Source organism: Chitinivorax tropicus, from assembly GCF_014202905.1.
GTDB classification, from domain to species: Bacteria; Pseudomonadota; Gammaproteobacteria; order Burkholderiales; family SCOH01; genus Chitinivorax; species Chitinivorax tropicus.
In genome coordinates, this window is sequence record NZ_JACHHY010000003.1 from 201,746 (window position 1) to 223,617 (window position 21,872).

Here is a 21,872-nt window from a genome sequence, read left to right on the forward strand (position 1 = left end):
GCCGGCCCCATGCCGGCGCGGGTTCACCTCATTATAGGCACACATTCCAGTGCCGTTGACAAATCCACCCAGCGCTGATGACCGGATATGAACATCAGCGCTGGGTGGGTTGCCAACAAGCATGTGGCCCAGCAGATTACACCGTACAGATTACGCAGAAAGTGGGCAGAGTTGGGAGATCGGCAGCGGCAGGTCAAATATGCTGTTTCTGCTTGATCTTGCCCAGTTCATCGGCCTTTTTCTGAAAAAAACAACAGAACCCGGAATCCGGATGCTTTTGCGTCGCCTATATCCAATGACAGGCGTGCTGGCACCTCAGAGTTGGGTGCCATGCCCATGTTGCTGAGCTGATTGGCGCCCAGATATTGCTTGGGTTCGAACACCTTCCGCAACACCATCTGATCATTGTTGTCCGTCAGTGTCAGCTCCATCAGTGGGAATGCTTGAGCATAAGCGGCGCGGTTACGCAAGGTGGCGGATAGGGTGATCAGGTTGGGGTGCTCAGCATCGGGTGTCAGCTCGGACGACTCCAGCGTGATCAGATTCTCGTCAGCGGGCAAGGGAACCTCGCAACCTATCGCATGGCAGACCTTTTCCAGCCAGGGGCGGCTACCAGGGAATTGTGTGGCCAAACTGGTCCGGTAGGTATATGTCAATTGAGCGCAGATGCCGAATACCGCCACCACGCTCAAAAGTGCCCAAAGCAGTCGTAGCTTGCTTGGCGGCGGTGGGGTGTCCGGCTCCAGTTGATCCATGCCAGTGTCTGGCCGATAGACCCGCGATTGCCGGGGCAGGGGGCGTATCTCCTGCTCGGCTGGTGGGCATATGTCCAGATCCAGCTCTGGTTCGACATATCGGCTGTTCTGCGGCGCAGGGGGGCTTTCCACCGCCACGGGTGCGGGTGCATCGGCCAGGAGGTCGATGGCGGCAGGGGCCGGGCTGGGCGTGACAGCTTGTTCGCTGATTTGGGGTAGATCATCCAGCGGCGTGCTGGTGGTATCAGAAGCGATCTGAGGCTCGTTATATTGCGGGCTGATGGCTTCGATGAATGCTTCAACAGCGCTGGCCGGTGCACTGGCAGCTTGATTGAACGAGTCATCTGGAATGGCGAAGCTGGGCACGTCGGAAGGGGGGGCTTCGACAGCCTTGGCGTGGGTATCCAGACTTATTTGTGGCTCTGGTGAGGAGATTTCCTCCTGCACGCTTGAGTGTGCCTCAGCTACTGCCATAAGCTGTTCGCTCGCTGGAGCTGGCACAGACTCGGCCTCAGGTGCAGGTGCAGGTGCAGGTGCAGGTGCAGGTGCAGGTGCAGGCGTCAGGGGTTCGCCGGACATGGCATTGGCCGACATGCGCAATGTCTGTGCGGACATATCTTCCACCTCGACCAGGTGGTTCAACGCATTGAAAACGAAGGCGCAACGACCACAACGTACTTTTCCGTTGTAAAGCGCCAGTTGCTCTGGCGTGACCTTGAAGCAGGTTTGGCAATTAGGGCAGTGCGTGACCTTCATTCACATCCTCAATGTGTTTTGGTGCCCGATACACAAGTCCAGCCGTCATCAAAGACTGGTTCATCCAGATCAAACCAAGCGGAGTAGATATCGATGATTTCCTGTGCCTGGTTCTCCAGTATGCCAGACAATGCGATCCGCCCACCTGCCCTGCAGCTGCCTGCCAGCAACGGTGCCAGCATACGGAGTGGGTTGGTCAGGATGTTGGCGACCACGATATCGTAGGTTTGTTTCGGCATGGCGTCTGGCAAGCAGAACTGTGCCACGACCTGATTCTGTTCGGCATTTTGATTGGATGCAACAATCGCCTGCGGGTCGATGTCCACGCCCAGACAATCGCCTGCGCCAAGTTTTTTGGCCGCAATCGCCAGGATGCCAGACCCACAGCCGTAGTCGAGCACGGTTTCTCCATGAGCCAAGTGTCGATCCAGCCATTGCAGGCACAGGCGGGTGGTGGGATGGCTGCCGGTGCCGAATGCCAAGCCAGGGTCCAATTGCAGGTTGATTGCATCCGGGTTGGGTGGTTGATGCCAAGTGGGCGTGATCCATAAACGATCCGAGATGCGGATCGGGTCGAATTGGGCTTGGGTTGCGCGAACCCAGTCCTGCTCTTCCACCGTGACGGTCTGAAATGCAGGTGGCGCAATACCACATTGGGCGACGGCTTGGGCGACCAGGCTGGCGACATCCGTGCCCTCGTCGAACAATGCGATGACATGGCTGGCTTCCCAGACGGTATCGCTGGGCTCACCTGGCTCACCGAAAATCGGTTGCTCAGAGTCGGTGCCGGCATGGGCATCTTCAATGCTGGTGGACAAGGCGCCCAGGTCAAACAGGGCGTCAGAAAGTGCATCGGCGTGTTGGGCGTCGGTTGCAATGGTAACGGAAAGCCAGCTCATGATTCTCGATTCAAACGCTTGAAGATAAAAGCAACAGCCGGCGCGAGGCCGGCTGCGTATTTTATCTGAATGACATCGCTAAGCGACAATAAAATTGCGGGTCAGCGCTTGTTTCGCTGTTCCAGCTTGTGTTCCAGATAGTGGATGCTGGTGCCGCCACGCTGGAATGCGCTGTCGTTCAGTAACTCATTGTGTAATGGGATGTTGGTGGAAATGCCTTCTACCACCATCTCCGACAGTGCAATCCGCATGCGGGCCATGGCTTGATCACGAGTGTCACCGAACGAGATGACCTTGGCGATCATGGAGTCATAGTTCGGGGGGACGAAATAGCCTTGATAGATATGGGAGTCCATGCGGATGCCTGGTCCGCCCGGCGGGTGGTAGGTGGTGATCCTGCCGGGGCTGGGCGTGAATTTGAAAGGGTCTTCGGCATTGATCCGGCACTCCATCGCATGGCCACGCAATACCACATCTTTTTGGGTGTAGCGTAGCTTCTCGCCTGCCGCGATGCGGATCTGCTCCTGGACAATGTCGATGCCGGTGATCAGCTCAGTGACTGGGTGTTCCACCTGAACCCGTGTGTTCATCTCGATGAAGTAGAATTCACCATTCTCGAACAGAAATTCAAATGTACCGGCACCGCGATAGCCGATCTTGCGGCAGGCATCCGCGCAGGCCTCACCAATTTTCTTGCGATGCTTGTCGGTGATGCCGGGGGCGGGTGCTTCCTCGATGACCTTCTGGTGGCGGCGTTGCATCGAGCAATCGCGCTCACCGAGATAGATGGCGTTCCCATACTCGTCGGCCAGAATCTGAATCTCGATGTGGCGCGGGTTTTCGAGGAATTTCTCCATGTAGACGGTTGGGTTGCCAAATGCAGCCTGGGCTTCCGCACGGGTCATGTTGACCGAGTTGATCAGTGCGGCTTCAGTATGCACCACGCGCATGCCGCGACCACCCCCGCCTCCAGCTGCTTTGATGATGATCGGATAGCCGATGCGTTTGGCGATGCGTGTGATTTCGGCGGGGTCGTCAGGCAAGGCCCCGTCTGATCCTGGCACACAGGGTACCGCAGCTGCCTTCATGGCGTCTTTGGCCGACACCTTGTCACCCATCAGCCGGATCGAGTCTGGGCGTGGGCCGATGAAGACGAAACCGGACTGCTCGACCCGCTCGGCAAAATCAGCATTTTCCGACAGGAAGCCATAACCCGGATGGATGGCTTGGGCATCTGTGACTTCAGCAGCGCTGATGATGGCTGGGATATTCAGGTAGCTTTGCGGGCTGGGTGCGGGGCCGATACACACCGATTCATCAGCCAGCTTCACGTACTTGGCTTCGCGGTCGGCTTCAGAGTGCACGACCACGGTCTTGATTCCCATCTCGCGGCAGGCGCGCAGCACGCGCAACGCAATTTCACCGCGATTGGCGATCAGGATTTTTTCAAACATGGATGGCTCCGTGAGGAGTGAGGCAGGGCTGTCGCGCTCAGGCTGACAACCACCTCACAGGCTTAATGCAGCAAACAACATGCGCCACGCAATCGCACTTCAGGTGGTGCCGGTGTTGGCGCGCTTTGTCTCTGGTCTTGGCCAGAATGTCGTGTGCTGTACTTAGCCAATGATGAACAGGGGTTCGCCGTATTCCACCGGTTGGCCATTCTCGATCAAAATGGCTTTGATCACACCGGACTTTTCTGCCTCGATCTCGTTCAGCAGTTTCATGGCTTCGATAATGCACAGGGTGTCGCCTACATTGACCTGCTGGCCGACTTCGACGAAGGATTTGGCACCAGGGCTGGGTGAGCGGTAGAACGTACCCACCATGGGCGATTTGATGGTTTCACCATCAATGGCTGGGGCTGCTGGCGCTGCGGCGGCTGCTACGGGGGCGGGTGCGGCAGCGGGGATGCCGGTCATGGGCATGGATTGAGGCAACAGAACCTGGGTCGGCTGAGAGGCAAAGGCAACCTGGGGGTTGGTTGATACACGGCTGATGCGGACTTTCTCTTCACCTTCGGTGACTTCGATTTCTGCAATGCCGGATTCCTCTACCATTTCGATCAGCTTTTTCAGTTTGCGCAAGTCCATGCTTGTCCTTTCTTATCAGTTTTCTAGGGCTTAGGCGGTTTGGCCCGCAAGCTGGCGAATGGCGTACTGCAAAGCCAGCTCATAACCCATTGCGCCCAGGCCGCATATGACGCCAATGGCCAAGTCGGAGAAATAACTCCGATGGCGGAAGGGCTCACGGCTATGGACATTGGAGAGATGTACTTCAATGAATGGGATCTTCACCGCCGCCAGTGCGTCACGTAACGCGACACTGGTATGGGTGAAGGCTGCGGGGTTGATGATGATGAACCCCGTATTGTCGCTGTATGCCTGATGAATGCGTTCGATCAGCACATGTTCAGCATTGCTTTGGAGCGTACTCAATTGCAGTCCCGCAGCATTGGCGGAGGCTTGCAGGCGGGTGTCGATATCGACCAGGCGGTCGGAGCCATACAGGTGCGGCTCGCGCATACCCAACATATTGAGATTCGGGCCATGCAATACCAGAACATCTCGCTTGGCAGCGTTCATGAGTGCATCACAGGCGTTTTGAACATCGGCGCAGTTTGCAGCAAGATCGGCGAAGTTGTCTAGCTTTCGCTGCAAATTTTATGGGGGAAATGGCGATGAGTGTAGCGGGCTTTGCCTCAGGCACCGCGCTGCTGATAGGGTTCATAGCTTATATGCGGAGAAACCCTGAGGCAAGCAAAATCGCCTGAATGGCTTGTCAGCCAAGCACTTGCTCGATAGCCGCTTCCAGTCTGGCTTTCGAGAGTTTTCCGGCGGCAATCGACACAATCTTGCCCTGCCGGTCCAAGATCGTGGTGAACGGTAATCCGCCTACTTTGTTGCCCGCTGTCCGCATCATTTCCATGGCTTGTTCTTCACCCAGCAAGATCGGGTAGTTCATACCGAGTTCCTTGCTGAATTTGCTGACTGCGGCAGACTCATCCAGTGCAATACCGACAAATTGTACCCCTTTGGCCCGGTATTTGTTCTGTAGTTCCACAAATTCGGGAATCTCCTGTCGACAAGGTTGGCACCAGGTCGCCCAGAAGTTGACGATCACGACTTTTCCCTTCCAATCGCTTAATTTGCGTTGTTTTCCATCCAGGCCAGGAAGAGGGGTGTTCAGCAGATCGGCGCCTGTTTCTGGCGCAGTGGCCACCGTTTTGGCGGAGAGCGGCTGCAGGGTGGCTGTGAATATGCCAGCCGCCAGACCGGCAACGGCAATGGTGGCGATCAGCATCAAGTGTTTGGTTTTGCTCATCATCAGGACTCGCTGGAAGGTGGAATCAGGCGCGACAGCGTGCTCAGAAACTGATCTGCGGTCTGGAAGCCGATGACCTGTTCGGCCTGGGCCTGCCCTTGGCTATTGAAAAAGATAATACCGGGCGGGCCGAATAGACCAAAACGCTTCAACAACTGCTGGTGTGCGTCGGTGTTGTCGGTGACATCGGCCTGCAATAGCACCACGTCTTTGAGCTGGGCAGTAACCCGCTGGTCGGTGAAGGTGAAGCGTTCCATTTCCTTGCAGGATACGCACCAGTCCGCGTAGAAGTCGAGCATGATCCGTTTGCCAGCATGGTCGGCCAATGCCTGATCGAGTTCCTCAACTGAGCCGATGCGCTTGAATGCCAAGTGTGACTGGCTGGTCTCCGCTGTCGCATGGGCCCCGCTGGCCAAGGTAAAGCTCTTCAGGGGTTGCAGCACGTCGCGGTTGCCTGCCAATGCGCCTAGCAACAATGCGCTGCCTCCCAGCAAGGCGATGACGCCCACGCCTTTCCATAGCTTGCGCCAGCCACTTGCATTGCTTGGCAGTGGGTCTAGTGCGTGCAGGTAGATGGCGCTGATGATCAGCAAGGCTGACCAGGACAGCATATAGGCGAGCGGGGGCAGGATCGGTGTGGCAATCCAGATGGCGACGGCCAACATGAGTGTGCCGAAAATGGCTTTGACTGTATTCATCCATGCACCGGCGCGGGGCAGGATGTGTCCACCAAAGACCCCGACTGCGATCAGGGGCGTGCCCATACCCAAGGCCATGGCATACAGGCTGGAGCCGCCCAGTACCACGTCCCGCGTTGCGCCGATGTACCCCAGAGCCATCGCCAATGGCGGGGCGACGCACGGGCCGACGATCAGTGCGGAGAGGATGCCCATCCCAAACACAGAGGCATAGTGGCCGCCCTGCATACGATTGGACCGGTCAGAGAGACGGCTTTGCAAGCCGCTGGGCAGCTGGATCTGGTATAGGCCGAACATGCCGCCAGCCATGATCACGAAAAAGATGCTGAATAAGCCCAATACCCATGGCTTTTGCAATGCATTGCTGAGCAGGGTGCCTGTCAGGCCCGCCGCTACGCCAGCCAAGGCGTACGCCAGCGCCATGCCTTGTACATAAAGCATGCTGAGCAAAAATCCACGTGACTTGCTGACGGCTTTGCCCTGGCCAACGATGATCCCTGACAGGATGGGGATCAGCGGGTACATGCAGGCAGTGAAGGCCAAGCCCAACCCTGCCAAAAAGAAAAAGCCCAGCAGACTGACCAGGCTTTTGCTTGCGAAGGGGTTTTGAGCGCCCGGCGGCCCAGAGGCATCTGCTCCCAGCAGCTTATCCAGCTTGGCTGAGCCGGTGCCGGAAGGGGCTGGGCTGGCGCTCCCTGGGCTCAATTTGAGCGTGTGGGTGTAGGGTGGGTAGCAGACCCCGGCATCGGCGCAGCCCTGTGAGGTCACTTTGAGCGTGATCGGCCCAGCGGTGGGTTGGGCCAGTGGCAATGTGAATTTCAGGGTGTCGCGATAGGTTTCAACTTGGCCGAAATAGTCGTCCTGCTTGATCTTGCCGGGTGGGAACTTCGCTTCCCCCAGTGTGGTGCCTGTTGTTTCGAGCTTGAATTTGAACCGCTCGCGGTACATGTAATAACCGCTGGCAATGTGGTAGCTGACCTCGACGGTTTGCGGGTCAAGCAAGCGGGCTTGTGCCGCAAAAGCCTGTTCTGGCGGCAGCAGATCGGGTGAGCCAGCCGCGTGTGCTGTCAAGGCAGCCGAACACAGCATGATAAATGCAATGAATGGGCGGAGCAGACGAGACATACTTGTTTTTCTGAAAAATGGCGCCATATGTGATGCAACAGACGCAAAATTGGGTTGGTCGGGTCAATGAGTCTACTCTTACCCTCGGCTCAAATAAAGCATCGTGCGTGTTTTGCAGAGGGCCTGGTATCCAGATCGATGCAGCCTGCTTGCGGCTTTATGCATGAGCTGGCGAACTCTCTGCGATCACCCAGCTCAAATACTCAGGCAGGCCATTGTCGACATTGACTGCGATGATTTCTGGAAGTTCATATGGGTGATGGCTGCGAATTGCTGCTTCCAATGCCGCATAACGGTCAGCATGGGTTTTGATCAGCAGCGGGGTTTCGGTTGCTGTCTCCACCTTGCCTTGCCAGCGGTATACAGAGGTGGCCGGTGACAGGATATTGACGCAGGCCGCAAGCCGTGTGTCGACCAGCATCTGGGCCAGCTGCGCTGCGCTGGCTGGGTCTGGCAGATTGGTGATGACCAGCAGTGTTTTCATTGAGTGTGCTCTGTTACCGTGCGTAATGGATGCCATGTTAGCAGAGGCCAGGGGTTGATCATGCTTCGTATTGTGTTGTTTGTCGTATTGGGTTTTCCGGTTTTGGAGTTGGCAGCTACCTTGTGGGTGGGCTCGTTGATCGGTGGGTGGATCTGGGTATGGCTGCTGGCATCGTTCCTGGGGGGCGTGCTCATTTTGAAAGGCCAGCGCCTTGGCGCTCCTTTGCTGATCATGCAGGCACTGCGTAGCGGCAACCCCGTGGCTGGGGTGTTGTGGAATGTTCGCATTGCGCTATGCGGGGTGTTACTGATTGTGCCTGGGGTGTTGTCTGACCTGCTGGCGTTGCTGCTGTTATTGCCCTGGCAGCCTAAGTTGGCGACTGTGCCTGTCCAGCAAGATGACGTGATTGAAGGTGAATACCGGCGGGTGGATGAGCGGTTTGAGCGTCTGCGCTGACTCGTCTTCAGCACAATATCTGTAGAAAAGGCCCACCGAAGCGTGGGCCTTTTTCTTGGGTGTCAGGGTCAAGCAAACATTTTAGTGGGCGAGCAATGATTCTGGCGAGTGGGGGCTGCCCTCGATAGCCACGACTTTGCGCCGCGATGTTTCCCCTGTTTTGAGTGTGACCTGACGGACAGGCACGCCGAAACGATCAGCCAGAAAAGCCAGCAGGGCCGCATTGGCTTTACCATCGACAGGTGGTGCAGCCAGCCTGATCTTCAGTGCATCGCCATGCAGACCAGCAATCTCAGTGTGCTTGGCCCCTGGCTGAATGTGCAAAGTCAGCGTCACAACCGTTCCACGTGATTTGAACCAGCTCACCCTTGGTTGACCATCAAGGCAAACATGGTGCTCTCCAGCGGGCTGATTGCCAACATCAAAATCACTTGTAAGATCAACAACAAAACTAGCGGGCTCAAGTCCACACCACCAATCGGCGGAATGCGCTTTTGCAAAGGGCGTAGGAAGGGATCGGTGATGCGGCCCAGAATCGGGGTAAGCGGGTTGCCATAAGGGGATACCCAGGACAGAATGGCTTGTACGATCACGGCGCCCATCAGTAGATACACCGACAACTGCAGAACATGGACGACCGACAGCAGCATCAGCCCCATGAGCGCGACCGGCATGACGAAGCTGATGGAGATCGGAAACAGATTGATGACCAGAAAGTTCTTCAACAGCAACGTCAGCCAAGCCAATAGCAGCGTAGCGGTATCGTAACCGCCAATGGCTTTGACGATACGCCGGGTGGGCAGCACGATCCAGTTGGTGAAGGCCAGCAAAAACTGGGGCAAGGGGTGCTGAAACGGGGCTTTGACCACCTGTAGGTAAAAACGTAACAGCAGGGCTAATGCAAAGAAGCCGGCGATGTTTTCGATGAGAAACCGCAATGCTTGCGCCATGTGCGACATGGTCATCCTCTAAATGTGATGCGATGGGTAGGATCGTTGACCGCTCGGTAGCTGCCAATGCGTGCTGTCTGTGGGCACGCTGGTATGGCTTGGTTGGTTACCGGAGGGTCGGGTTATAACCAGTATTGAAGTTTATTGTTGCCCAAGGATGGCACCCAACTCCTGACCGCGATGATTCGCGGCGGCGATGCCTTTATCAATCCCTTGCTTGACGCCGGCGGCTTCCATGGCATGCAATGCAGCCTCGGTCGTGCCGCCTTTTGACGTCACCTTGGCGCGCAAGGTTGCCGCGTCGTCCGGGCTGTCCAATGCCAATTTGATGGCGCCCTCAAACGTGGCGTAGGTCAGCTTGCGCGCATCGTCATCATTAAAACCCAAAGCGCGTCCCGCCGCCATCATGGCCTCCATGAAGTAGAACACGTAAGCCGGCCCGCTGCCAGACATGGCCGTGATGGCATCGATTTGGGTTTCCTGCGCGACCCATAGCACTTGCCCCACTGCCCGCATGATCTGCTCGGCCTGTGCGCGGTGGCCAGTATCGACATCGGGAGGGGCATATAAGCCGGACATACCTGCCCGCACAAGTGCCGGTGTATTGGGCATCACTCGCACGATCTGTGTATACCCCCCCAGCCATGTTGCCAGAGTATTGACCTGAATGCCCGCTGCGATGGAGATGATCAGCTGCTTGCCCAGGTGTGGTGCCAATTGCTGCGCAACAGCCTTCATGCTTTGTGGTTTCACCGCAATCAAGATGACATCGCAGGCTGGCAACCCGGTTTCGATGGCTGCCTGCGTCTGGACGCCAAATTGCTGCTGCAGCGCATCACGCTTTGCCGGATCGGGCTCCACCACGGTCAGTCCGGCTGCTGCAAACCCCTGCTGCAGCATGCCGCCAATCAGGGCGGTGGCCATATTGCCGCCACCGATAAAAGTGATATTCATCATGTATTTCCCATGGGTGCACGACGGCCAAAGATGGCGGTGCCAATACGAACCAGCGTGGCACCTTCGCTGATGGCCAGGGCCATGTCGTTGGACATGCCCATCGATAGGGTATCCAGACCCAAACCACCTTGGTTGAGTTCCATCAGTGCCCGGCGCAAAGTTTGAAACTGCAGACGAAGTGCAGCCTCGTCGTCGGTCGCCTCCGGTATACACATCAACCCGCGTAGCTGCAAGTGTGGCAAGGTGCGAACCGCCGCTGCCAATGCGGGCAGGTCGGCAGGTGCGCAGCCGCTCTTGCTGGCCTCCCCGCTCACATTTACCTGAAGGCAGATCTGCAGCGGTGGTAAAGTGGCCGGGCGCTGGGCGGACAACCGCTCCGCCACGCGCAGGCGATCGATGCTGTGTACCCAGTGGAAATGCTCGGCAACCGGGCGGGTCTTGTTGCTCTGCAGCGGGCCGATGAAATGCCATTCCAATGGCAGATCGGCCAGTGCTTGAATTTTTGCAACACCTTCCTGTACATAATTTTCGCCAAAGGCAGTTTGGCCACCTTCGAATGCTTCTCGTACAGATTCGGCGGGAAAGGTCTTGCTGACAGCCAACAGTCGAACCGAGCCTGCTGGACGTTGGCATGAAGCCTCGGCGGCCCGGATATGACTGTTGACTGCTTGCAATGCAGTTTTTATTGTGCCCATAATGAATTTCAGCGTTTTCTGATGCACTTCTTGATGCACTTTAGTACATGCGCCAGTCCGCATCCAAGGCGGAACTCAGAAGGTTTTGGCGTGAATTTCGGGAGATTATAAATGGAAATATCAGAGCTGCTTGCGTTCGCGGTCAAGAATAAGGCCTCGGATTTGCATCTCTCTGCCGGCCTGCCCCCTATGATCCGGGTGCACGGTGATGTAAGACGCATCAATTTGCCGCCGATGGAGCACCGTGACGTCCATGACATGGTGTATGACATCATGAATGACGGCCAACGCAAAATCTACGAAGAAACGCTGGAGTGTGACTTCTCATTCGAGATCACCGGTCTGGCCCGTTTCCGGGTCAATGCCTTTGTGCAGAACCGGGGTGCGGGTGCGGTGTTCCGTACCATTCCGTCCAAGGTGTTGACGCTGGAAGACTTGAATGCGCCACGCGTATTCACTGAGATCTCTCAGCAACCACGTGGAATCGTGCTGGTCACCGGCCCTACCGGCTCGGGCAAGTCCACTACCTTGGCCGCGATGATCAACTACATCAATGAAAACGATTATGGCCACATCCTCACGGTCGAGGACCCGATCGAATTCGTGCACGAGTCGAAAAAGTGCTTGATCAACCAGCGGGAAGTCGGCCCTCACACCATGAGCTTCAACAATGCGTTGCGTTCAGCGCTGCGTGAAGACCCGGACGTGATTCTGGTGGGTGAAATGCGCGACCTCGAAACCATCCGGCTGGCGCTGACCGCAGCGGAAACCGGCCACTTGGTATTCGGTACCTTGCACACCAGCTCGGCGGCCAAGACCATCGACCGTATCGTTGACGTGTTTCCAGCAGCGGAAAAGGAGATGGTGCGCTCGATGCTATCTGAATCCATCCGTGCCGTGATTTCGCAGACCTTGCTGAAAACCAAAGATGGAACAGGCCGAGTGGCAGCACACGAGATCATGATCGGCACCCCGGCGATCCGTAACCTGATTCGTGAAAACAAGATTGCCCAGATGTATTCCGCCATCCAGACCGGCCAGACCGTAGGGATGCAGACGTTGGATCAATGCCTGACTGAGCTGGTGCGCCGTAATCTGGTGTCGGTGGGCGAGGCCCGTACAAAAGCCATGAACAAAGATGCCTTCATGTAAGCATACAGCCCGCTGCTGCTGAGTATGGATCATGCGGGCTGAATGCGTATCTGATATCCGCTATATATAAAGCATGTGCATTCAATGTCTAATGCCCTTGGCCTGTGCTGGAAGGTGTTGGGGGGTCGGTTTTTTGTGTCGGCATGACGCAATTTACAGACCGTAGCTGGCGGGTTGGCAGATCGCAGATTTTTGTTGATGCTGATGTCTTAAATCAAGACATGATGTACTATCGCGCAGGTGCAAGCGACGTCGGAGAAGCTTGCACCTGATGTTTTTGGCTGGGGTTCTGTTGACTGATTTCATTGCCTGGGCTGAGTTTGGTGCTGGGATAGGGCTATGCCACGCGTGCTGCACAGGTTTCACCGTGGCAGAGGTTGGTTCTGCGGGTGGGTTTGGCCGTCGGGACTGCCTTTACAGCCCGCTGCGCCTCCTGCTGGGCATGATTGGGTGAAAAGAACCTGAGCCAGACGGTTTGCTGAATCAAGTAGGTGGAGTGTTCTGAGGTGGGGCAAGGCCACTTCAGGCGGCTACCGCAGTATTTGCCGCATTGATATTGCGGTTAGGAGACACCATGGAAAGAGATCAAGCATCCAAATTCATGCATGACCTGCTCAAGCTCATGCGCAGTAAAAATGCATCTGACCTGTTCATCACAGCAGACTTCCCGCCTGCCATCAAAATCGATGGCAAGCTGACGCCTGTCTCAAGCCAGGCATTGTCACCACAGCATACGCGCGAGCTGGCGCGGGCGATCATGAATGACCGCCAGACGGAAGAATTTGAAGCCACCCGTGAGTGTAATTTTGCGATCAGCCCACCGGGCATTGGCCGTTTCCGGGTCAATGCATTTGTGCAGCAAGGTCGAATCGGCATGGTATTGCGGACGATCACCACGGAAATCCCCAAGTTCGATGACCTGGGTTTGCCGCAGGTCTTGAAAGACGTTGCGTTGACCAAGCGTGGTCTGGTGATCTTCGTGGGTGGGACGGGCTCTGGTAAATCGACTTCACTGGCCTCGATGATCGGGTTCCGCAACGAAAAAACCTATGGTCATATCATCACCATTGAAGACCCGGTCGAGTATGTTCACGATCATATCAACTGTATTGTCACCCAGCGCGAGGTGGGTGTGGATACCGAATCCTGGCACGCGGCATTGCGTAACACTCTGCGCCAGGCGCCGGATGTCATCCTGATCGGTGAGATTCGTGACCGAGAGACCATGGATTACGCCATCGCCTTTGCGGAAACCGGTCACTTGTGTATGGCTACGCTGCACGCCAACAGTGCCAACCAGGCGCTGGATCGGATCATCAACTTCTTCCCGGAAGAGCGTCGTCAGCAATTGCTGATGGACTTGTCGTTGAACTTGAAAGCCTTCGTCTCGCAACGGCTGATCCCCCATCGCTCTGGCAAGGGCCGGGTGGCGGCAGTCGAGGTGATGTTGAATTCGCCACTGATCTCGGACCTGATCTTCAAAGGCGAGGTGCATGGCATCAAGGAAATCATGGCCAAGAGCCGCGAGCTGGGCATGCAGACCTTCGATCAAGCTTTGTTCGATATCTATGAACAAGGCCGCATCACCTATGAAGACGCCCTGCGTAATGCAGACTCAGTCAATGATCTGCGGCTCAAAATCAAGCTGGAGTCCCGCGAATCCAAAAACCGCGATGTCATGGAAGGTATCGACCATCTCGACATCCTTTGAGCTTGCTGATGTAATCAGTCGGCAGGCTGCAATACAACGAGCGGGCATTTCGGTGCCCGCTTTTTACTGGTGCGCCATGATCATCACTCGACCTGTTTCTCCTTGCATCCAGATCTGTCGGTTGGATACGACGGGTGTCTTGTGCACGGGCTGTTTCCGTACCTTGTCCGAAATCGTACAGTGGCGCGATCTCGATGACTCGCAACGCGAAGTCGTATGGCAGCAGCTGGACGATAGACGCCAAGCCTGGGGACGCCGATTGCCCAGCGACAAACACTGCTGACACTACGTTGTCAGTAGCAGGTGGTTACAGTCTCTCCATCGAGCCGCTGGGCTCATTCATTGAAAAAGGAGAGCTGACATGAATGCCATCAACTGGTTTGAAATTCCCGCCACCGATTTCGAACGTGCTCTGAAGTTTTACAACACTGTCTACCATGCCGACCTGCGGCTGGAATCATGTATTGATGATGCATCAATGGCCATCCTGCCCTATGAGCAAGGAAAAGGGGTCGGCGGGGCCATTGTCAAAGGCCTTGGCCTGGTGCCACATGCAGACGGCGTGCGTGTTTATTTGAATGGCGGTGATGACTTGTCTGTCATGCTGCGCCGCGCTCAAGAGGCAGGTGGGGAGGTGCTGATACCCAAGACCAAGCTGCCGGACGACATTGGCTACATTGCGCAATTCCGCGATAGCGAAGGCAACGTCATCGGCCTGCATTCAATGGCATGATGTGGTCGGGATGTCACGGGGCCTTGATCGACAACCGTTGAGCCATCGGGCTGGCCGTCAGGCTGGCCCAACCCAAACAGGGGCACTGCGGTGTACAGTGTAGCGGCCTATCTGTGGAATAGGAGATCCACCATGCAGTTTGCATATACGATTGTGTATGTTGAATCAGTCGAAACGACGCTGGCCTTTTACGAAGCCGCGCTGGGCTGTCAGCGTCGTTTCCTGCACGAATCCGGCTTGTATGGCGAGCTGGAGACGGGCGCGACGACACTGGCCTTTGCTGCCCACGAAGTCGCCAGGGAAAACCTTGGGGTACCCTATCAAGCCGTCAGACCAGATGGGCCACCGCCGGGTATCGAGCTGGCCTTTGCTACGCCAGATGTGCCACAAGCCTACCATCGTGCGGTAGCGGCGGGTGCTGCGCCAATCCAACCGCCGGCAATCAAGCCCTGGGGGCAGACTGTCGCTTATGTGCGTGCACCGGATGGTACCTTGATTGAACTATGCACCCCCATGCATTGAAAGAAATGAGTCTGCTCCATGCGCCGCGCTGACCGCCTGTTCCAGATCGTGCAACTGCTGCGCGGGCGTCGTACCGTCCTCACCGCCCAGGCCTTGGCTGAGGCGCTGAATATTTCCGTGCGCACCGTCTACCGTGATATCGCTGATCTGATGGCCAGCGGCGTGCCGATCGACGGTGAGGCGGGTGTTGGCTATCGGTTGGCTCACGGGTTCGATCTGCCACCCTTGATGTTTGACCGATCCGAGCTGGAGTCGTTGCTGGTGGCGGCCCGGCTGCTCAAAGCCTGGGGTGAGCCGCAGCTTGCCAGATCGGCGCAGTCCGCCTTGTCCAAAATCGAGGCTGTTCTGCCAAAAGACCTGCGGCCTTCGTTGGGCCAATCCGGCTTTTACGCAGTCGAGATGCGCCATTACCCAGTGGCCCAGCTGACACCCTTACGAGAAGCCATTCTCGGGCAGTATAAAATTCGGTTCGATTACATCCGGGCTGATGGCGTTGGCTCCAGCCGCTGTGTCTGGCCACTCGGTGTGTTTTTCTGGGGAACCGTCTGGACACTTTCCGCCTGGTGCGAGCTGCGCGATGATTTCCGGAATTTCCGGGTTGATCGCATGGTAACCATCCAGGTGGAGCCTGAACGCTATCCACACCAAGCAGGCCGCACATTGGATGATTGCCTACAACGGATGTGTGAGGGCGAGATGCCTGGGTGAGCGATGGCGGCAATGCTCCGGCAGGAATGAGGCAGATGGTGACAAACGCTCTGCTGTTTTTTTCAGGCTGAACGGCAGTTGTTGCAATGGGGCACTAAATTACAACACCATCCGGATGACTTGATTGAAGCGGCGTAAGCTGTTATTGCATGACGATGCAGACCAATTTCTCTGATGCAACCTGGCTGTACCGCCGCCTTTCTGATGCGGTGTCAGGCACGCCAACCCAGGTGTTGCTGCTGGATCTGGCCAGACATGCCAGCGACCAGGCTTGTGCACCCACTGTTTCGGCACGCTGGTTGGCTGGACTGAGTCGGTGGATCAATCCCTGGTGGCTGCGGCATTGGTATGCCCGGCATGGGGTGCGTGGGTTGGAGGTGTTTCGTCCGGATGTCCGCCCTTGGCTAGCTGCGGTGTGGGCTGGTATACAAAGCGGTGTACTGGTGTTCATGTGTGTATTGGCAGGTGGAGTGGGGGCAGGGTTTGCGATAGCAGCACTGTTTCTGTTGGGTTTGATCGGGCTGATGCTCGGCTGTGTGTGGCAAGGGGTGTCGCGTTATATGACGGCCCATGCTCGTTGGGCGGGGCAGCAGGCTGAGCTGGCCTTGCAGCATGCCGACCCTGCCCAGTACCCGCCTGAGGGCGCCACCACACTGGAGTTGATTGCCATCGCCCGTGGGCTGGCCCCGGACAAGGCGCACAGACTGGCTCAGGCAATACGACATGCACCTGATGCCATCTTGACGCCGGATTTGTGCCGAGTACTGTGCTTGGTCGAGCCAAGCCTGCCCACGCCTTTGTCACAAGCTGGCGGGGCGATGTTGGGTACGGTAGCGGGGTTCCTGCCTGGCATGCTTTGTCTGGGTGCTGGCCCTTCATTGGGCTGGGCTCTACTGGCATATCTGTTGTCTGGCGTGGGCCTGGTCGGGCTGGCAATCAGACATGGAGGGCACCGGCTGATGGGTATCAGCCGGCTGGTGGGCGGTGCCGTGTTACTGTCTGGGTTGGTGTTTCTTTTGGCGTGGACCTTGCGGCATGTCTGGTAAAGGGCATCCCGCCACTGGCTGGGCATCGTAGCTCAGCCCGCTGACTGCCGCGTTCAGTTCCCAGGTACGGTGCCGATGCGTTGATACAAGGACATCGCTGGCTGGTTGAAGCTCTTACTGTACCAGTAGGCATTGGCCATCACTTTTTTGACGTAATCCCGTGTCTCCGAAAACGGAATGTTCTCGATGTAGACAGCCGCCTCCAGTGGGCGAGATGCCTGCCAAGTCTTGGCTCGCCCAGGGCCTGCATTGTAGGCAGCAGTGGCCAGCACGGGCTGCCCCCCCAAGGTATCCAGCACATGTTTCAGGTAATAGGTGCCTAGCTGGACGTTGGTGCCAATTTCGTTGACCATTTCCGCACGGAATTTCTTGTAACCCAGCCGCTTGGCTACCCATTGGGCGGTTGAGGGCATCAACTGCATCAAGCCTGATGCCCCGACATTGGATCGGGCAACAGTCACAAACCGGCTTTCCTGCCGCATCAAGCCAAATACCCAAGCCTCATCCAGCTCGATCTGCTTGGCAGCATCCTGCACGACTTCACGGTAGGGAGCGATATAGCGAAGCGAGAAGTCGTGCACATCTTTGGTGCGATCTGAGGTGTAGATGGCCCGGTCGTACCATTGGTTGCGTGCCGCCAGCTCGGCAGCGGCGATCAGCTGGGTGTCTTCCATGCCGCGCACCCCCCAGTTCCACTCCTTGACTGCATCGCCACGTTGATCCAGGCGGTACAGAGTCAATGCCCGAGACAAGCTGGCCAGACGGCGCATGCCATTCACTTCGTTGTCGCTGGGTCGATAACGCCCTGCGGCGACATCCATGACATTGCCGATTTCCTCTTTGGCCAGGAGCCCGTAGAAATGGTGCTCACGCGATAGCGGGGCGAACAGCTCATTGGCCTCGATCGTGCGGCCCAACGCTTTCAGACTTCGTGCGCGCCAGTAACGCCAGGTTGCATCCGCCTGCTGGTTGTTTCCCATGCCATCGATCGATGCCAGCGCAGTTTGCCAATCGCCGGCGCGTAGTGCGGCGCGGGCCTTCCACTCCAGCTGGATGGGCGATAGCGGCGTATTGCCTGCCAGCCGGAACCATTCCAGTGCTTCGGGGCGATGACGGCGTGCAGCACTCAAGGCAAGCTGGCCCCAGGCATAGGTGGTGTCGGCCACATTGAAGCGATCCTTCAAATCCTGCAGCAGTGCGGCGCCTTGATCCAGATCGGTTCGCCCAACCCGCATCAAGGCATACAGCGCCAATTCGCGCCCGCCACGGGTTCGATACGTGATTTGATCCTTGCGCAATGCGGCTTGCGGGTTGGCGGCCACTAGATCCAGTTGCCGCGCGGTGAAGCTTTGTTCATCGGGTAGCAGAGCAGCCAGATGCTTCATCAGGCCTAGGTTGTTCTCCTCCTGTGCCAGACGCAGTCGATCCCAGATATTGTCTTGTGTCACCAGCCCATTGCTGCGTAACAGGTCAAAGAGCGGGCCGCATGCATCGGGCTGGTCTTTGCCCGTAAACCAAAGTGGCCGTGCCGCCTGCAGGGCGGTCATGTCCTTCAGCACATGGCGTGCACGATATTGATAGCAATTGAGCTCTGTGTCGCTGTTGATCAAGGCTGGCCATTCGGCGCTGAAGGTGTCCCAGCGCTCGACTTTTCCCAGCTGCTTCAGCCAGTCGGCACGAAGCCGATCAGCAAGCAGGCTGCCGGAATACATTTGCAGGAATTGCTTGACCTGCGTCTCAGGGATGGTGTCGATCTGGACATTGATCAACCAATAACGAGAGTAGATTTCCAGCTCATCTCCCTGCATTTTTTCAACCAGACGTTCGAGGCGCGGAATATCCTTGGCGCGATATGCATCACGTGCAGCGTTGAATTCATTGGTAGAGACGGCAGCATTGGCCAATGCCGGGATCAGTACTGACAACAGGGGAAAGACAAATCGTTTCATGAGCGCTATAGTGGTGGACTTTGCCCCGGCGTCCAAATGGTCATCTGATGTTGAGAGATGTCATCGTCACGTGGGGCGAGTCCATAACGATACCATACTCATGCCGTACCTCAGCCTGAACCCCACAACTGGCGAGTGCTTGCAGGCATTCGACAATCACATTGCATCTGATGTTCCATATATCCTAGAGAAAGTTGCCCATGCTCAAGCGAGCTGGTCCCGGTGTTCGATTGAAGAGCGGGCAGCCATCATCCGCCGGGCCGCTGACCAACTCAGCACACACCGCGAGCGATATGCCGGGCTGATCACGCTGGAAATGGGCAAGCTCTTGCGCGAGGCGCTGGATGAAGTCGATAAATGTGCTGCCTTGCTGCGCTGGTTTGCTGATAGGGCTCCTTCTATATTAACCGAGGAATCGGTAGGTGGCGATGGCAATGTCATCGCATATATGCCAGTTGGTGTGGTATTGGGCATCATGCCCTGGAACTACCCATTTTCTCAGGTTTTCCGCTACGCCGGGGCCGCATTGGTGGCAGGGAATGGTTGCGTGTTGAAGCATGCAGCCAATGTGCCGCAATGCGCATTTGCAATCGAAGCATTGTGGCGGGACGCGGGGCTGCCCGAGCATCTGTTCCGGGTGCTTTTGATCGAGCCGGAGGAGGTGCCTCAGGTGATCGCATCGCCCCATATCCATGCCATTGCCCTGACGGGCTCTGAGGCCGCAGGACGATCTGTCGCCGCTGTGGCCGGGGCCTATCTCAAAAAGACCGTGCTGGAGCTTGGCGGCTCTGATCCTTTTATCGTGTTGGCCGATGCCAATCTGGACGATGTGCTGGCGCAGGCGGTCACGGCCCGATTCACCAATTGTGGGCAGTCCTGTCTTTCTGCCAAGCGGTTCATCGTGGTGCCCAGCATTGCCGATCAGTTTGTGGATGGGCTGGCAGACCGAATCAAACAATTGAAGATGGGAGATCCGCTGCAGCAGCAGACGACATTGGCGCCCATGGCGCGTGCCGTGTTGCGGGATAAGCTGCACGAGCAAGTGATGACCACTCTGGCCCAGGGGGGGCGGAGCAGGGTTGGATGCCACATCGAGCCGGGGGAGGGGTTGTACTATCAGGCCAGCCTGATCGATGCAGTACCCGCTGGCTCGCCTGCCTATGCTGATGAGTTATTCGGGCCGGTGGCGGCAGTGATTCGTGCGGCAGATGAAAACGATGCCATGCGAATTGCCAATGACAATCGATTCGGCCTAGGCGGCAGTATCTGGACATCGGATATCGGTCGCGGCAAGCAGCTGGCGCGACGTATCCACGCTGGCTATGTGAGTGTGAATCGACCTTGTAGATCAGACCCGCAGCTGCCGCTGGGCGGGGTCAAGGCATCGGGTTACGGGCGGGAGATGGGCGAGGCTGGGTTGAAAGAATTCGTGACGATTCAGGTGCTGCGGAGCTGAGCGCTAGCAGCAGAACGGATTGAAGCAATACGTTCTCTTGCCACCAGCCCATGAAAAAAACCACGCCAGACATCGGCGTGGTTTTTTGTGCAGCAGGGTTGTTTCAGCGACGACGGCGATTCAGTGCCGCTGCAGCGCCCAGCAAGCCCAGACCAAACAGTGCCAGCGCGGTGGGCTCTGGTACGGCTGTCCTGCTGATCCAATTGCTGTATGCGCTGATCAGCATGCCGCCCATGCCATCACCAAATGCGCCCTTGGGGTGATCCCATCTGGTGCATTCATTTGAAGCAGGGTCTCTTTCCAGGCAGCCGATGCGGAAGCCAAAGGTATTGTTCCCAACCAGCTGCAGCTCACCATCGACTTCAATGAACGACGGACCCCCGGAATCACCGCCACCGATATTGGTTTCAACATCGTTACCCAGTGAGTTGCCACACACCGCCCGACCTAGCACAGCTGCGTCGCAGAACGCGTCACGGTTTTCTCCGTCGCGATTCGTGCCGTCAAAGTCGGCATACCAGATTTCACCGGTGCTGTTGGGATCGAAGCCGTGCTCATCATCGGTCTCGGTAAAGTCATACACGTTCCTGCCAGACCGCTTGGTGCGGAATGCAGGTTCAACGTTATAGCCATCCCAACCATCCCCGCTGGTGCCGTAACCCGCCATGGTGAAGACCGTGCCTTCGTTGATCCTGCCATTGTGCAATTTGTACCAAGTGGACGAAGTAGGGATGGCGCGTGGCAGGCGCACAATGGCGACGTCGTCATTGACACATTCACCAGGCGTGCCGATCGGGCATCGTCCAAAACCCTGGTAATCAGGGTGCATATCGACTTTGCTGGCGGTGATGATCGAACGACCTGGGCTATTTGGTGTGGATTCTGAATTGAAAATCACCCGGACATCATTCCCTGGGCGACTGATGTCAATCACGCTGCCTTGGCCATTGGTGTCCACACAGTGGCTGGCGGTCAAGACATGCCATGGGCTGATGGCCGCGCCGGAGCAGATGAAGCTTTCACCGCCATAGCGGATATTCAGGCTCACGACACCTCTGAATCGAGATGTGGGCAGGTTGGGGTCAACGCGGGTGTCTGGCGTGTCTGGCGCGTGTCCAGAGGTGATGAGAGGTGTCGGGGCGGATGCAATGCCTGTATAGACACCAACCGGCACCGCGAAGGCTGATGCGCCCAAGCTCGCCATGACTGCAAATGAGACGGCTTTTAGGGCAGTGCGAAACTCTCTCCTGATTTTGGTATTCATTTTTATTCCCAGTTATTGATAGCCGTACTTCCGGCAGCCCAAGTGGTTTGAGTTCTGTAATGGGGTATGGGCTACCGCCTGTGTGTCGCTTTTCGTTGATGAGCAATAATGAGCTCAAACAAGCGAACAACCAGATCGAACTAGCAATATTTATTCCATATTGTACAAGCTTGATAAAAAAGAACTCTATATATCTAAAAAAGTGAACATTAGAACGAATGTAAAATTATTC

23 protein-coding genes are annotated in these 21,872 nt (G+C 56.7%); 9 read left to right on the forward strand and 14 right to left on the reverse strand.

Translation table 11 applies throughout. The features are described 5' to 3' along the window. Positions 1-227 precede the first annotated feature (227 nt). From HNQ59_RS03515 to cutA, 8 genes are all read right to left on the reverse strand, one after another. The gene (locus HNQ59_RS03515; protein WP_184035250.1) at positions 228-1,511 is read right to left on the reverse strand and encodes a zinc-ribbon and DUF3426 domain-containing protein; all 1,284 of its coding nucleotides are present in this window, start codon (positions 1,509-1,511) and stop codon (positions 228-230) included. A gap of 8 nt (positions 1,512-1,519) precedes the next feature. Beyond that, on the reverse strand, positions 1,520-2,410 hold the full coding sequence (gene prmA / locus HNQ59_RS03520; RefSeq protein ID WP_184035252.1) for a 50S ribosomal protein L11 methyltransferase: 891 nt from the start codon (positions 2,408-2,410) through the stop codon (positions 1,520-1,522). 101 nt (positions 2,411-2,511) lie between these two features. Then, complete coding sequence (accC, locus tag HNQ59_RS03525; protein ID WP_184035254.1) at positions 2,512-3,864, reverse strand: acetyl-CoA carboxylase biotin carboxylase subunit; 1,353 nt, start codon at positions 3,862-3,864, stop codon at positions 2,512-2,514. Positions 3,865-4,026: 162 nt separating this feature from the next. Next, positions 4,027-4,503 carry an acetyl-CoA carboxylase biotin carboxyl carrier protein gene (gene accB / locus HNQ59_RS03530; protein WP_184035256.1) on the reverse strand — a complete coding sequence of 159 codons (477 nt, stop codon included), beginning with the start codon at positions 4,501-4,503 and terminating at the stop codon, positions 4,027-4,029. 30 nt (positions 4,504-4,533) lie between these two features. Continuing rightward, a complete protein-coding gene (gene aroQ, locus HNQ59_RS03535) occupies positions 4,534-4,995 on the reverse strand; it encodes a type II 3-dehydroquinate dehydratase (RefSeq protein ID WP_184035258.1) in 462 nt (153 codons plus the stop codon). Between the two features lie 196 nt (positions 4,996-5,191). Continuing rightward, positions 5,192-5,737: a TlpA family protein disulfide reductase gene (locus HNQ59_RS03540; RefSeq protein WP_221320164.1), complete on the reverse strand. Its 546-nt coding sequence runs from the start codon at positions 5,735-5,737 to the stop codon at positions 5,192-5,194. Continuing rightward, entirely contained in the window at positions 5,737-7,557 is a 1,821-nt protein-coding gene (locus HNQ59_RS03545) for a protein-disulfide reductase DsbD (protein ID WP_184035262.1), read from the reverse strand. The genes HNQ59_RS03540 and HNQ59_RS03545 overlap by 1 nt, the downstream gene beginning before the upstream one ends. Before the next feature lie 157 nt (positions 7,558-7,714). Continuing rightward, complete coding sequence (gene cutA, locus HNQ59_RS03550) at positions 7,715-8,041, reverse strand: divalent-cation tolerance protein CutA (protein ID WP_246490832.1); 327 nt, start codon at positions 8,039-8,041, stop codon at positions 7,715-7,717. A 60-nt stretch (positions 8,042-8,101) separates the two neighbouring features. On the opposite strand from cutA, the gene HNQ59_RS03555 reads away from it, so the two are divergent. Beyond that, complete coding sequence (locus HNQ59_RS03555; protein WP_184035266.1) at positions 8,102-8,497, forward strand: FxsA family protein; 396 nt, start codon at positions 8,102-8,104, stop codon at positions 8,495-8,497. An 81-nt stretch (positions 8,498-8,578) separates the two neighbouring features. On the opposite strand, the gene HNQ59_RS03560 is transcribed toward HNQ59_RS03555, so the two are convergent. The 4 genes from HNQ59_RS03560 to HNQ59_RS03575 all read right to left on the reverse strand — a co-directional run bounded on the left by HNQ59_RS03560 (position 8,579) and on the right by HNQ59_RS03575 (position 11,099). Next, complete coding sequence (locus tag HNQ59_RS03560; RefSeq protein WP_184035268.1) at positions 8,579-8,863, reverse strand: DUF167 domain-containing protein; 285 nt, start codon at positions 8,861-8,863, stop codon at positions 8,579-8,581. Continuing rightward, a complete protein-coding gene (locus tag HNQ59_RS03565) occupies positions 8,860-9,456 on the reverse strand; it encodes a YggT family protein (protein ID WP_246490833.1) in 597 nt (198 codons plus the stop codon). Before HNQ59_RS03565 ends, HNQ59_RS03560 begins: the two co-directional genes overlap by 4 nt. A gap of 132 nt (positions 9,457-9,588) precedes the next feature. Beyond that, entirely contained in the window at positions 9,589-10,401 is an 813-nt protein-coding gene (proC, locus tag HNQ59_RS03570; protein WP_184035271.1) for a pyrroline-5-carboxylate reductase, read from the reverse strand. Continuing rightward, positions 10,401-11,099, reverse strand: coding sequence for a YggS family pyridoxal phosphate-dependent enzyme (locus HNQ59_RS03575; RefSeq protein WP_184035274.1), 699 nt, complete (start codon positions 11,097-11,099; stop codon positions 10,401-10,403). Before HNQ59_RS03575 ends, proC begins: the two co-directional genes overlap by 1 nt. 111 nt (positions 11,100-11,210) lie before the next feature. On the opposite strand from HNQ59_RS03575, the gene HNQ59_RS03580 reads away from it, so the two are divergent. The 7 genes from HNQ59_RS03580 (at position 11,211) to HNQ59_RS03610 (ending at position 16,971) form a co-directional block, all read left to right on the forward strand. Beyond that, a complete protein-coding gene (locus HNQ59_RS03580) occupies positions 11,211-12,251 on the forward strand; it encodes a type IV pilus twitching motility protein PilT (protein WP_184035276.1) in 1,041 nt (346 codons plus the stop codon). A gap of 574 nt (positions 12,252-12,825) precedes the next feature. Then, positions 12,826-13,962 carry a PilT/PilU family type 4a pilus ATPase gene (locus tag HNQ59_RS03585; RefSeq protein WP_184035278.1) on the forward strand — a complete coding sequence of 379 codons (1,137 nt, stop codon included), beginning with the start codon at positions 12,826-12,828 and terminating at the stop codon, positions 13,960-13,962. Between the two features lie 76 nt (positions 13,963-14,038). After that, a complete protein-coding gene (locus HNQ59_RS03590; RefSeq protein ID WP_184035281.1) occupies positions 14,039-14,245 on the forward strand; it encodes a DUF1289 domain-containing protein in 207 nt (68 codons plus the stop codon). 78 nt (positions 14,246-14,323) lie between these two features. Then, a complete protein-coding gene (locus HNQ59_RS03595; protein WP_184035284.1) occupies positions 14,324-14,695 on the forward strand; it encodes a VOC family protein in 372 nt (123 codons plus the stop codon). Positions 14,696-14,827: 132 nt separating this feature from the next. Next, the gene (locus tag HNQ59_RS03600; protein WP_184035286.1) at positions 14,828-15,217 is read left to right on the forward strand and encodes a VOC family protein; all 390 of its coding nucleotides are present in this window, start codon (positions 14,828-14,830) and stop codon (positions 15,215-15,217) included. 18 nt (positions 15,218-15,235) lie between these two features. Further along, a complete protein-coding gene (locus HNQ59_RS03605; RefSeq protein ID WP_184035289.1) occupies positions 15,236-15,925 on the forward strand; it encodes a helix-turn-helix transcriptional regulator in 690 nt (229 codons plus the stop codon). 149 nt (positions 15,926-16,074) lie between these two features. Beyond that, complete coding sequence (locus tag HNQ59_RS03610; RefSeq protein WP_184035292.1) at positions 16,075-16,971, forward strand: VIT1/CCC1 transporter family protein; 897 nt, start codon at positions 16,075-16,077, stop codon at positions 16,969-16,971. A 53-nt stretch (positions 16,972-17,024) separates the two neighbouring features. On the opposite strand, the gene HNQ59_RS03615 is transcribed toward HNQ59_RS03610, so the two are convergent. Further along, a complete protein-coding gene (locus tag HNQ59_RS03615) occupies positions 17,025-18,920 on the reverse strand; it encodes a lytic transglycosylase domain-containing protein (protein ID WP_184035295.1) in 1,896 nt (631 codons plus the stop codon). Between the two features lie 100 nt (positions 18,921-19,020). Here HNQ59_RS03615 and HNQ59_RS03620 point away from each other — a divergent pair, with 100 nt between their 5' ends. After that, positions 19,021-20,376 carry an NAD-dependent succinate-semialdehyde dehydrogenase gene (locus HNQ59_RS03620; protein ID WP_184035297.1) on the forward strand — a complete coding sequence of 452 codons (1,356 nt, stop codon included), beginning with the start codon at positions 19,021-19,023 and terminating at the stop codon, positions 20,374-20,376. Between the two features lie 103 nt (positions 20,377-20,479). Here the strand turns inward: HNQ59_RS03620 and HNQ59_RS03625 are convergent, their stop codons facing one another. Continuing rightward, positions 20,480-21,640 carry a trypsin-like serine protease gene (locus HNQ59_RS03625; RefSeq protein ID WP_184035300.1) on the reverse strand — a complete coding sequence of 387 codons (1,161 nt, stop codon included), beginning with the start codon at positions 21,638-21,640 and terminating at the stop codon, positions 20,480-20,482. Positions 21,641-21,872 lie beyond the last annotated feature (232 nt).